Source organism: Streptomyces djakartensis, assembly GCF_014651075.1.
In the GTDB taxonomy this organism is placed as follows: domain Bacteria; phylum Actinomycetota; class Actinomycetes; order Streptomycetales; family Streptomycetaceae; genus Streptomyces; species Streptomyces djakartensis.
The window spans coordinates 303,297-315,607 of the sequence record NZ_BMWE01000006.1; the positions used below are offsets into that span (position 1 = coordinate 303,297).

The window sequence follows — 12,311 nt, forward strand, 5'->3', positions numbered from 1 at the left end:
GCAGGGGGTCAGCCCTTCAGCTCCTCCGCCACGAGCTCCGCGATCTGGACCGCGTTCAGCGCGGCGCCCTTGCGGAGGTTGTCGTTGGAGAGGAACAGGGCCAGGCCGTTGTCCACCGTCTCGTCGCGGCGGATGCGGCCGACGTAGGACGGGTCCTTGCCGGCGGCCTGGAGGGGGGTGGGGATGTCGGTGACGACGACGCCCGGGGCGTCAGCCAGCAGCTCCGTCGCGCGCTCGGGGGAGATCGGGCGGGCGAAGCGGGCGTTGACCTGCAGCGAGTGGCCGGAGAAGACCGGGACGCGCACGCAGGTGCCGGAGACCTTCAGCTCGGGGATCTCCAGGATCTTGCGGGACTCGTTGCGGAGCTTCTGCTCCTCGTCGGTCTCGTTCAGGCCGTCGTCGACGATGCTGCCCGCGAGCGGCAGCACGTTGAACGCGATGGGGCGCTTGTAGACGCCCGGCTCCGGGAAGTCGACGGCCTCGCCGTCATGGGTGAGCTTGTCGGCGTCGGCGACGACCTTCTGCGTCTGGCCGTGCAGCTCGGCCACGCCCGCGAGGCCGGAGCCGGACACCGCCTGGTACGTGGCGACGACCAGGGCCTGAAGGCCCGCCTCCTCGTGCAGCGGACGGAGCACCGGCATCGCGGCCATCGTCGTGCAGTTCGGGTTGGCGATGATGCCCTTGGGGCGGTTCCTGATCGCGTGCGGGTTCACCTCGGAGACGACCAGCGGAACCTCCGGGTGCTTGCGCCACGCGGAGGAGTTGTCGATCACCACGGCGCCCTGGGAGGCGACCTTCTCGGCCAGCGCCTTGGACGTGGCGCCGCCCGCGGAGAACAGCACGATGTCCAGGCCGGTGTAGTCGGCGGTCGCCGCGTCCTCCACCGTCACGCCGTCCAGCTCGGTGCCCGCGGAGCGGGCCGAGGCGAACAGGCGCAGCTCGGTGACCGGGAAGTTCCGTTCCGTGAGGATCCTGCGCATGACCGTGCCCACCTGTCCGGTGGCTCCGACGATTCCGACCCTCACGGTGACTTCCTCTCGTGCGTCTCTTCACGTGCTCGTTGCTTGGCCGAGGCTTTTCCATCATGCGGCCGACCACGGCCCGTCTGTCCACTTCTTTCCCCGGTCTGCCCGGGGAGTGGGACGTCGTGTCTCGCCCCATGGTTGCGGACGTCCGTGTCCGCCCCCGCTGAGCTGGAGAAATTCGCTCCCCGGGGGGCATGGGCCGCAAGGTCGCCTGCCCTGGTTGTTCTCGGCCACACGGGAGTGTGACGTATACCTCTGTCGCTCCGCGGGAGACCGGCCGGAAAAGAGCCGAACGTTCCGGGCGGTGCCGGCGTCGTAGGGGAAACACGGTGAGGGGGGTGGCTTGTGCTGCTGCGCGGAAGGGCCCGGCGCGCCCGGGAGGCACCGCGGCCCGGTGCCGGCGACGGCCCGCCGACCGCGGCTGGTCCGGGGAGTGCGGCGGGCGTGCCGGGCGCGGCTGATGCGCCGAGTGCGGCCGGTGCGCGATCCGCGGGTGTGCCGGGATCGGCGGATGCGCTGGGCGTGGCTGAGGCGGGGGCGGCGACCGATGGGCCCAGAGCGGCTGATGCTCCGGTCGCGGTCGGCCGGAGCGCTGTTCGTGCTCCGGACGCGGCCGATCCGCTGGACGCGGCGCAGGAGCGCCGGGTACGGGCGGTGCTGGCGCTGGGCGGTGTGCCGCAGGCGGACCTGCTGGACGGGGTACAGCAGGTCCGCCTGCGGTTGCTGGAGCGGGCCGCGAGCGGCCGGGAGGCGCCGCGGGACGTCTCGGCGTGGGCGGCGGTCGTCGCCTCCAACCTCGCCATGGACTGGCACCGGGCCAAGCGCCGCCAGGAGCGGCTCGGGGAGCGGCTGGCCGCCCTGCGGCAGCCGGCGCACCCCTCGGGTGAGGACACCAGCGTGCTCTCCGTCGCGGTCGCCCAGGGTCTGGACGAGCTGCCCGACGCCCAGCGCCAGGTCGTCGTCCTGCGCTTCTACGCCGATCTGCCGGTCCGCTCCATCGCCGAGCAGCTCGGCGTCCCGGAGGGCACGGTCAAGAGCCGGCTGCACACGGCGGTACGGGCCCTGCGCGCCCGCCTGCACGAGGACGAGGTGGTGTGACGTGACCGCCCGGAACGATGACGGCCGTGGTGGCGCCGGTGGCGTGTACGACGGCACGGACCCGCTGATGGCCGTACTCGCCGGCGACCCCCTGCCGGAGGACGCCCGGCGGGACGCCGACTTCATGGCGGCCCACAGCGCGGCCGAGGCCGATGTGGCGTTGCTGCGGGAACAACTGGGGCTGATCGGGGACCGGCTGGCGCTGGACGCCGAGCCGTCCCCGCGGCCGGGCGCCGGTACCGGTTCGGCCGTGACGTCGCTGTCCGCGCGGCGCGGCCGCCCCCGGCCCCTCACCATGGCCCTGCGCGGCCTCGCCGCCGCCGCGGCGGCGACCGCGGTCCTGGGGATGGGCTGGCTCGTCGCGCAGAGCGGTACGGGCGTGATGGACGACAACGGGGGCGGCTCGGCCGCCGACAGCGCGGCCGAGCCGCAGTACGGCGACGAGAGCGGCAAGCTGGGCCACGCCGGTTACCTCGCCTGTGCCCGGCTGGTCGTCGAGGGCACCGTCGCCGGGGTCGAGCCGGTCGCCGGCACCGGGCAGGACCGCGTCACCCTCGACGTGGACCGCTCCTACAAGCCCGCCGAGGGGCAGGACCAGGTCGTCTTCGCCCTGGCTGAGGACACCGGCCCCCGGCCGCGTCCCGGCGACCACGTCCTCGTCGGCATCACACGCGGGCAGGCCGAGCCGGACCTGTGGACGACGGGGGAGAAGGAGATCGCCCGCGACCGGGCGTGGATCACCGCCGCCCTTCCGCAGGCCCGCACGATCCCCTGCCCGCGGGACCGGTGAGAAGGGCGGGCGCCCGTACGGACGCCCGCCCTTCTCACCTGCTGTGGTCGCCGGTTACGGCACGACCTTCTCGATCTTCACGCTGCCCACGCCCGCGACCGTTCCGCGCGCGTTGACCAGCTGCACCCGGCCGAAGAACTCACGGCCCTCGGGAGCGGCCGCCGCGGCGGTGACGCTGCCCGAGAACGTCGCCGAGTCGCCCGTTCCGAGCTTCACCGGTGCCGCACCGTCGACCGTGACGCCGCCGAGGGCGGGAGCGAAGAAGACGTCCCGGTAGTCGTACGCGGTCGTGCCGGCCGGCACGGAGTAGCCGACGACCTCGACGGTGTACTTGCCGGCCGCCGGGGACGGGAGGGAGACCGACTCCTCCGAGTCACCGTCGGCGGAGCTGCCGACCTGCTTGCCGGTCGCGTCGTAGACCGCCAGGTCCAGGTCGGCCGCGGTGTCCGAGACCTTGCCGATCGCGACGTCCAGTGACTTCGCGCCCGCGGGCACCTCGACCGTCGTGGTCTGCGTCTCGCCCTGCTTGATCGAGGGGCGGGTCGCCTTGGCGGAACCGAGCGGGCCGCCCACCAGCTTGCCGTCGAGTGCGGCGAAGCGGTTCGTCACCTTCCAGGAGGCGGTGGCCGGGGTGCCGACCTTCGCCTCGGGCACCGTCACGGTCTCCGGGTCGAAGGCCGCGCCGAGCACGGCGACGTCCAGCTTGTACGGGTTGTCCAGCAGCGGCGACGTGCGGCGCGACTCGACCTCGATCTCCCACACGCCGGGCTGCGGGTCCGCGTAGGAGCGCAGGTCCGGACGGCAGGTGTTGGCCGGGTTGGCGTAGTTCGGGTAGCAGTTGATCGTCGAGGTCGGGTCGGCGGGGGTGCCGTACGGGTGGATGGAGACGAACCGGGTCTGGCTCTTGTCCTTCAGCCCGCTCATCGCGACCTCGAGCGACTCGGCGCCCTCGGGGACGGTGACGAAGTAGTGCCGCGTGCTGTTGCGCTGCACCGAACCCGCCGCCGAGAAGGTGTACTTCAGCGGCGCCGAGACCACGACCGTGTTGAGGATCTGCTTGTCGATGCCCTCGGTCCTCGGGTCGTCGACCTCCAGGATCGCGCTCTTGAGACCCGCCGACTTGGGCGCGGCCTGCACCTTGACGGTGACCGGCTTGTTCAGCGGCAGCCTCACCTCGTCGGAGCCGACGACGCGGAACGTGCCGCCCGCGTTGTTCTCGAAGTGCAGCTCGTGCCGGATGGCCTTGTCGGCGCCGGACGTACGGGTGATGGTGACCTCGTAGGTCTTCTTCTGGCCGGCCTTCAGGCCGCCCTCACGGTCGTACAGGCCCGTGCCGAAGCCCGGGGTCTTCAGGAACTGGTCGATCGCGGTGTCGACCGGGGCCTTGACCGTGTACGCGTGGGAGGTGGCGCCGTCGCGGATGGCGTCCCAGGCGTCCTCGATGTTCATCAGGCCCGCGCCCTCCTCGTACGCCTGCACACCCTTGATGTGGTCGGCGGTCGAGGTGAGGGCCGTGCGCAGGGTCGCCGGGGTGAGCTCGATCTTCTTCTGCTTGGCGGCCGAGATCAGCAGCGCGGAGGCACCGGCGGCCTGCGGGGAGGCCATCGAGGTGCCCTGGAGCATGCCGTAGCCCGCCGGGAGGGAGTAGCCCGCCTCGGCGACCGGGGCGCCCGGCATCCAGGTCTGGATGGTGTTGACCGCGGCACCCGGGGCGACCAGGGTCGGGGTGAAGCCGCCGTCCTCACGCGGGCCGCGCGAGGAGAACGGCATCATCGCGTACTTCTTCTCCACGACCGAGCCGTAGTTGGCGGCCCAGGTCTCCTTGGACACGGACGCGCCGACCGAGATGACCTTGTCGGCCAGGGCGGGGTCGCCGATGGTGTTGGCGCCGGGGCCGGAGTTGCCCGCCGCGATCACCAGCTGGACGCCGTACTCGTCGATGAGACGGGTGTACAGCTCGGCGCGCGCGTTGTTGCCGTCGTTCAGCGCCGGCAGGCCGCCGATGGACATGTTGACGATGTCGACACCGCGCTTGGTGACGAGGTCGATCATGCCCTCGGTGAGCGCGACGTTGGTGCAGCCGCCGGACCAGGTGCAGGCGCGGGAGGAGACCAGCTTGGCCCCGGGCGCGGCACCGTCCATCTTCCCGCCGAACAGGCTGTTGGCGGCGGTGATGCCGGCGACGTGCGTGCCGTGTTCGGACTCGACGACGCCGATGTTGACGAAGTCGGCCTTGGTGCCCGCCGCGTCGACGACGACGTCCTTGCGGATCTCGACGACGAACGGCTGCCGCTCGGCGATGTCGGTCTTCGGGTCGTCGGTGCCGAAGTACCCGACCTGGAAGCCGTCCTTGTACGGCTTCATCGGGGTGTCGTCACCGAAGTCGTTGTTGTTGTTCAGGTCGACCCGGACCGTGCCGGCCGCCGCGTCGTAGAGGACGCCCCACGAGTCGGTGGTGTCGCCGTCGCGGTTCGCGTCGCCCGCCGCGTCGCCGCCGGTGGTGTACGACTCGAGGAAGGCGCTGACCTTGTAGGAGCCCGCAGGGGCCGTCCAGGTCTTCCCGCCGTAGGTGAAGGTGGGCCCGGACACGGACGCGGTCATCGGACGCCAGGTGCGGTCGTTGTCGACGATCGGGTCGGTCGCCGTCACCCAGTCGACGATCTTCCGCTCGCCGGTCGTGGTCTTCTGCAGCGCCGGGTGTCCGAGGTCCACGCCGGAGTCGAGGATGCCGATGGTGACGCCGCGGCCGTCCGCCTTCGGGTGGTCCTCGACGAGTCGACCGCGCCCGTCTCGAAGGACGGGTTGTACGGGTTCTCGGCGGGGGTCTTCCTCCCCGGCGCCGGGTACGTCCCCTCGGCGGCCTTCGCGCCCTTGGCGGTGTCCGCGCTCGGGGTCGGGTCGTCCAGCGGGATCTCCTCGCGCAGGTCGATGCCGTGCACGGAGGAGAGCTTGGCGGCGGCGGCGATGGCCGAGTCCGCCCGGGAGGTGGGGACGGTGGCGCGGACGTAGCCCAGCCTGTCGTCGGCCCGGCCCACCGAGCCGCCCTTGACCGCGTCCAGCTGCCCGGCGACCTGCTCGGTCTTCCCGGGCGCGGTGGCGATCATCATGGTGACGGTCTTGTCACCGTCGGCCTTGGCCTCCGCGAGCAGGTCCGCGTCGTTGGAACCGAGCTTGTCGGGCGCGGACTTGACGTCCGCGTCGGCCGGAGCGGACGCGCCCGGTTCGTCGGCGGAGAAGGCCAGGGGGACCGGTCCGGCCGCGGAGAGCGCGGCGACGAGACCGGCGGCCACGGCGATGCGCGCCACGCGTCTGGCGCCCGGTATCGGTTCGCGCTGGGGGGAGTGGGTCATCGGCATCCCTTGTAAGTAAAGGAACGATCGTGGAGCGACCGGAGTCGATTGACTCTGGCCGCGACGATCCGGAGTGAGACCCCGGACGATCGCTGAGCTTTACCCAAGGGGCGGGATTTTGGGGAGGGTTGACCGAATCGCAATAGATGCATGGGGAAAACCCCCGATGCACTATTGGGGAGATGGCGCCCGAAGGCGACAAGTCGCCCATGGGGGCGGCGTCATCGGCCGGTCCGGCGCTCAGGCGTCCTTGGTGCGTGCGTAGTGCCGGGACGCCTTGGCCCGGTTGCCGCAGGCGGCCATGGAGCACCAGCGGCGGGTGCCGTTGCGTGAGGTGTCGAAGAAGTGCAGGACGCACGCCTCGTGGGCGCAGCCGCGGATTCGGTCGGGTGCGGTGTCGAGCAGGCGGAGGTAGTCGCGGGCGGCGAGCCAGGCCGGCCCCCAGGACGGGTCGTCGAACTCGGGCCGCTCGCCCGGTCCGTCCGCGTTGAGCGTGGCCCGGATCCGCCCGTGCGCGAGCACGGCGTCGACCGCCTCGGCGCCCTCGCCGGGTGCGCCGTCCACGGCCCTCTTCAGGGCGTCCCGTGCCCGGAGGGCGTGCCGCAGGGTCGCCGTGTCGGCGGCGAACCGGTCGTCGAGCCCGTTGGCGCGGAGCCACACCGCGAGTCCCTCGGTGTCCGTGAGCAGATCCTGGGCGGTTCCCTCCCGCATCCACCGCGTGTTGAGCAGGTCCAGTGCGAGCGGCTCGCCGGTGAGTGGGCGCGGGTCGACGCGGTCCCCGTCTGGCATGGAGGGCTCCCTTCGGCGCTAACCACTCAAGGGTACGTGACCGGTTGACGGCGACTTCATCTAACCTCTAAAGTCTATTTCAACGGTTAGCCCGCTGATCGCGCGGGCCCGACGAAGGGACACCCATGACCCTGCGCCCCGGCCACACCGGCCTGAACGTCACCGACCTCGACCGCTCGCTCGCCTTCTACCGCGACGTCCTCGGCTTCTCGCTGATCGGAGAGGGCAAGGAGGAAGGCAGGCGCTACGCGTTCCTGGGCGACGGCGAGCGGCTCGTCCTCACGCTCTGGCAGCAGGCCGAGCAGCCGTACGACGGCGGGCGCGCCGGACTGCACCACCTCGCCTTCGAGGCGGACTCGATCGAGCGGGTCAGGGAGTACGAGACAGCCCTGCGCGCCCACGGCACCGACTTCGCCCACGAGGGCGTGGTCGCCCACAGCGAGGGGGCGGCATCCGGCGGCATCTTCTTCCACGACCCTGACGGAACGCGGCTGGAGATCTCCGTGCCGACCGGCGCGGAGGGTGCCCCCGCGCCCAGCCAGTCCGCCCCGACCTGCGGCTTCTTCTAACCATGACGACGACCACGAGCGTCTACCACGCCGGCTCGCGCGCCGTGCAGGACCGCGTGGGCGTCCGGGGCGCCGCCGACCACGTCGGCCGGTCCGTCGGGCAGGGCATCAAGCCGGTGGCGGCGGCCTTCCTGCAACTCCAGCCCCTGCTGGTGGTCGGCGCCGCAGCCCCGGAGACCGGCAGGGTGTGGGTCACACCGCTCACCGGCGACCCCGGCTTCGTGCGGGCCACCGGCCCCCGCGAGATGTCGCTCGCCGGCACACCACGGCCCGGCGACCCACTGGCCCACGCCCTCGCGAGCGAGGGCACCCGCGTCGGCACCATCGCCCTGGACCCGCGCACCCGCCGCCGCATGCGCCTCAACGGCCGGTCGCGCCCCACGCCCGGAGGCTTCGCCGTCGAGGCGGACCGGGTTTTCTCCAACTGCCCCAAGTACCTGCAGAAGCGGGAGTCCTGGGAAACGGTCACCGACCGCGTGCCCGGCCCCGCCCGGCACACCCGCCGCCTCACCGACGCGCAACGGGCGTTCATCGAGTCGGCCGACACCTTCTTCGTCGCCACCGTCCACAAGGACGGAGCCGAGGTCAGCCACCGCGGCGGCAACCCCGGCTTCGTCCGCACCGTCTCACCGGCCGAACTGACCTGGCCGGACTACCCGGGCAACGCCATGTTCCTCACCCTCGGCAACCTCACCGCGGACCCCCGGGCAGGGCTCCTCTTCCTCGACTGGACGACCGGGACGACCCTCCAGCTCACCGGAGAGGCCCACACGGACTTCGCGCCCGACGGCGAGCGCCGGGTCCGCTTCGCCGTCACCGAGGCCGTGCACACCGAGCGCGCCCTGCCGCTGCGCTGGTCCGCCCCCGCCTACTCACCCGCCAATCCCACGCCACCGGGGTAACGTCCCCGAGTGCGCAAGAAGTTGAGGGTGGCGGCCTACGCCATAGTCGTCCGTGACGGACAGATCCTGCTCGCCCGTTCCCCCGCCGACGACGGCACACCCGAGTGGGTCGTCCCCGGCGGCGGAATGGAACACGGTGAGGACCCCTACGACACCGTCCGCCGGGAAGTCGAGGAGGAGACCGGCTACCGCATCGAGGTCACCGGCCTGCTCGGCGTGGACTCCTCCCGCCACACCCTCCGCGACGGCTTCGGGCGTGGGGTCGACCATCACGGCGTGCGGTTGGTCTACGAGGGCCGCGTCACCGGCGGCGAACTCCGCAACGAGGTGGGCGGTTCCACCGATCTCGCCGCCTGGCAGGACCTGGACGCGGTCCCCGGCCTGGTCCGGGTACGGATGGTCGACATCGCCCTGCGGCTGTGGCGGGAGCGGCCGGCCACCGGTCGGCTCGCCGACGCCGTGGACGTGGAATAGCTGCGGGGACAGGCGCGGAAATACGTGCAGTACCCCGGAAGATGAACACCGCGTGACCGGCTCCGGGCCGTCCCCGGAGCGGTCGACGACGCGCAGGGTCATCCAAGATCCACGTACGGTGATCGGCGCTGCCCGTTGCCGCGTCGTTCACGCGCAGGTCACTCCCGGTGCCAACGATCGAATGCGAGCGGGGCGTTGGCGTGACGAACGCCCCGCGACCACTGCCGACGCGTTCGCACTCGGGGAGAGAAGCGCATGTCGCGCACACGCTCAGTCGCCGGCTCCGGCCAGGGCATCCACCGTCGTTCCGTTCTCGCCGCCTCCGGAGCGGTAGCCCTCTCCGCGGGCGTCGGCTACGCCCTGCGGCCCAGCGACAGCCAGGCCGCCACAACGGCCGGGGAGGCCACCGAGGCCGTCGCCGCCTCCTCGCGCCAGGCTCCGGCCGCACCGCTTGCCCCGTACACCAAGGGCACGACCCTGGCGTCGGTCACCGCCCCGCGCACCGGCTCCGGCTCCGGCTACCGGCGCCTGGGCGACGGCCCCGGCTGGCAGCGGGTCGTCCGCAGCGACCTCGCCGCACCCAAGTCCGGCCGCGCCGGGCGCCGTACCGCCCTGGCCGCCTTCGTGCAGCTCACCGACCTCCACATCATCGACGCCCAGCACCCGCTGCGCCTGGAGTACCTCCGCTCGGCCGACGTGCACGCCTGGCGGCCGCACGAGGCACTGACCGTGCAGGGCGCCATCGCGCTGGTGGAGCGGATCAACGCCCTGCGCGGCGCCCCGGTCACCGGCTCCCCGCTGCACTTCGCCATGACCACCGGCGACAACACGGACAACAACGCCAAGTCCGAGCTGGAGTGGTTCCTGAAGATCATGAGCGGCGGGCGCATCACGCCCAACACCGGCGACCCGCGCCGGTACGAGGGCGTCCAGAACAGCGGCCTGAGGCAGTACTGGCAGCCCGACGCCGCGGTCCGCGACACCGACAAGCAGGCCGGCTTCCCGCACCTCGACGGTTTCCTGAAGGCCGCCATCCGCGAGGTCCGCAGCCCCGGCCTCAACCTGCCCTGGTACTCAACGGTCGGCAACCACGACTCCATGCCGATGGGCTGCTACGCCTCACACGGCGACTCCTACCTCACCGAACTCGCCGTCGGCGGCAAGAAGCTGATGAACGTCTCCGCGTCCGATGCGCAGCGGCTCCTGACCCTCATCAAGAAGGGCGGCGACCCCGCGGGCGCCACCTACCACGACTTCCTCAAGTCCCACGCCCGCGAGGTGCGTTCGGTCACCCCCGACGAGGCCCGTGCCCCCTTCACTCCCGCCGAGTACATCAAGGCCCACCTGAACCCGGCCTACCGCGGCGTGGGCCCCGCCGGCCACGGCTACTCCTCCGCCAACCTCGACGCGGGCACCCAGTACTACGCCTTCCGCATCTCCGACGACGTCATCGGCATCAGCCTGGACACCACCGACGCGGGCGGCCACTACGAAGGCTCCATCGGCACCGCCCAGTCGAAGTGGCTCGAGCGGACGCTGCGGGAGAACAAGGACTCCCACGCGGTGATCTTCAGCCACCACACCAGCAAGACGATGACGAACACCCGCCGGGACCCGGCCCGCCCGAACGAGCGCCGGCACACCGGCCAGGAGGTCCTCGCCCTGCTCGGCGGCCACCGCAACGTGCTCGCCTGGGTGAACGGCCACATCCACAAGAACGTCATCACCCCGCACGCCACGTCGAGCGGCGGCTCCTTCTGGGAGATCTCCACGGCCTCCCATGTCGACTACCCCCAGCTGGCCCGGGTCATCGAGCTGACCGACAACAAGGACGGCACGATCTCCCTGTTCACCACCCTGGTCGAGTCCTCGGCCCCGTCCCGCACGGACTTCTCCGACCTCTCCCAGACCGGCCTCGCGGCCCTCTACCGCGAGCTCTCCCTCAACGCCCCCGGCGCCAACCCGAACCTCGGCGGCGACCCGGAGGACCGCAACACCGAGCTGGTTCTGAAGAAGGGCTGAAACCCACTCAACCGGCCCGGGCCCGATCAACCCGGCCCCGGGAGGCGGAGGTCCCTCCCCCTGAGACAACCCGATATGACGTGACAGGGGGAAACGGGGACATGACGAGACGCTCACGTACGGCGGCCCTGGCGGTGACGACGGCCGTGGCGCTGTCGGCGGCCCTGGCCGCTCCGGCACTGGCGGCGGCTCCCGCAGGTGGGGGCAACCATCATGACGCGACCCGGCGGGCGGTGCGGGCCGCGGTCGCCGAGGGCGTGCCGGGCGTGACCGTGACGGTGCGGCGAGGGCACGGCACCTGGGCGGCGACGGCCGGTGTGGGCAACCTCGAGACGGGCAAGCCGCGTTCGGCTCACGACCACTACCGCGTCGCCAGCATCACGAAGACGTTCGTCGCGACCGTCGTCCTGCAACTGGAGGCGGAGGGGGAGCTCTCGCTCGACGACACCGTGGAAAAGTGGTTGCCGGGCCTGGTCCGGGGCAACGGCCACGACGGCCGGGAGATCACGCTGCGCCGGCTCCTGAACCACACCAGTGGCATCTTCGACTACCTGGACGACCCCGGCTTCCAGCGGAAGTACATGACCGCGGACGGCTTCATGAAGCACCGCTTCGACGAGGCCGCCCCCGAGGAACTGCTCGCCATCGCCATGGCGAACAAGCCGTACTTCGCGCCGGGCGAGTCGTTCAGGTACTCCAACACCAACTACCTCCTGGCCGCCAGGGTGATCGAGAAGGCCACGGGCAACGACGACTACGGCGACGAGATCGACCGCCGGATCATCGAACCCCTGCACCTGACCTCCACGTCGGTGCCCACCACCCGGGTCACCCTGCCCCGGCCCAGCGGCCGCGCCCACTCCAAGCTGGCCAGGACGGCCACGGGGCCGACGTACGACGTCACGGAACTGAACCCGCGTCTGGCCTACGGCTCCGGCCAGATGATCTCCAGCTCGGCCGACCTGAACCGCTTCTACTCGGCCCTGCTCCGGGGCGAGCTGCTCCCGCCGGAGCAGCTGAAGGAGATGAAGACCACGGTCCCCTCCAGCCGTGCGACCAGCCGCTACGGTCTGGGGCTCGTGGACCGCGAGCTCAGCTGCGGTGTCCACGTCTGGGGCCACGAAGGCGGCATCAGCGGCTCCCTTTCGGACGCGGTGACGACCGAGGACGGCCGGCACTCCCTGGCCGTCAACCTCAACGGTGACTGGTCGACGAGCACCGAAGGGATCGTCGAGGCGGAGTTCTGCGGCGAGTAGCGGTCGCCTCCACACGAGGAGGGGCCGCCGGCACCC

General features: G+C 71.8%; 9 protein-coding genes and 1 pseudogene. 7 read left to right on the forward strand and 3 right to left on the reverse strand.

Annotation, left to right across the window (positions count from 1 at the left end; genetic code table 11):
• Positions 1-8: 8 nt before the first annotated feature.
• Positions 9-1,025: an aspartate-semialdehyde dehydrogenase gene (locus tag IE212_RS12980; RefSeq protein WP_190197946.1), complete on the reverse strand. Its 1,017-nt coding sequence runs from the start codon at positions 1,023-1,025 to the stop codon at positions 9-11.
• Positions 1,026-1,646: 621 nt separating this feature from the next.
• Between IE212_RS12980 and IE212_RS12985 the strand changes: the two genes are divergently transcribed.
• Together IE212_RS12985 and IE212_RS12990 are read left to right on the forward strand one after the other, a co-directional pair.
• Positions 1,647-2,123 carry an RNA polymerase sigma factor gene (locus IE212_RS12985; RefSeq protein ID WP_190198010.1) on the forward strand — a complete coding sequence of 159 codons (477 nt, stop codon included), beginning with the start codon at positions 1,647-1,649 and terminating at the stop codon, positions 2,121-2,123.
• 1 nt (position 2,124) lies between these two features.
• Positions 2,125-2,913, forward strand: coding sequence for a hypothetical protein (locus IE212_RS12990; RefSeq protein WP_190197947.1), 789 nt, complete (start codon positions 2,125-2,127; stop codon positions 2,911-2,913).
• A 54-nt stretch (positions 2,914-2,967) separates the two neighbouring features.
• Here the strand turns inward: IE212_RS12990 and IE212_RS12995 are convergent.
• Positions 2,968-6,263 (reverse strand): annotated as a pseudogene (locus IE212_RS12995) (S8 family serine peptidase).
• Between the two features lie 240 nt (positions 6,264-6,503).
• Positions 6,504-7,052 (reverse strand): CGNR zinc finger domain-containing protein, encoded by a 549-nt coding sequence (locus IE212_RS13000; RefSeq protein ID WP_190197948.1) that lies wholly within the window; start codon positions 7,050-7,052, stop codon positions 6,504-6,506.
• Positions 7,053-7,177: 125 nt separating this feature from the next.
• Here IE212_RS13000 and IE212_RS13005 point away from each other — a divergent pair, with 125 nt between their 5' ends.
• The 5 genes from IE212_RS13005 (at position 7,178) to IE212_RS13025 (ending at position 12,275) form a co-directional block, all read left to right on the forward strand.
• The gene (locus IE212_RS13005; protein ID WP_190197949.1) at positions 7,178-7,621 is read left to right on the forward strand and encodes a VOC family protein; all 444 of its coding nucleotides are present in this window, start codon (positions 7,178-7,180) and stop codon (positions 7,619-7,621) included.
• Positions 7,622-7,623: 2 nt separating this feature from the next.
• Complete coding sequence (locus tag IE212_RS13010; protein ID WP_190197950.1) at positions 7,624-8,523, forward strand: pyridoxamine 5'-phosphate oxidase family protein; 900 nt, start codon at positions 7,624-7,626, stop codon at positions 8,521-8,523.
• A 27-nt stretch (positions 8,524-8,550) separates the two neighbouring features.
• Positions 8,551-8,997 carry an NUDIX hydrolase gene (locus IE212_RS13015; RefSeq protein ID WP_190198011.1) on the forward strand — a complete coding sequence of 149 codons (447 nt, stop codon included), beginning with the start codon at positions 8,551-8,553 and terminating at the stop codon, positions 8,995-8,997.
• 255 nt (positions 8,998-9,252) lie between these two features.
• Complete coding sequence (locus IE212_RS13020; RefSeq protein WP_190197951.1) at positions 9,253-11,019, forward strand: TIGR03767 family metallophosphoesterase; 1,767 nt, start codon at positions 9,253-9,255, stop codon at positions 11,017-11,019.
• 101 nt (positions 11,020-11,120) lie between these two features.
• Entirely contained in the window at positions 11,121-12,275 is a 1,155-nt protein-coding gene (locus IE212_RS13025) for a serine hydrolase domain-containing protein (RefSeq protein ID WP_190197952.1), read from the forward strand.
• Positions 12,276-12,311 lie beyond the last annotated feature (36 nt).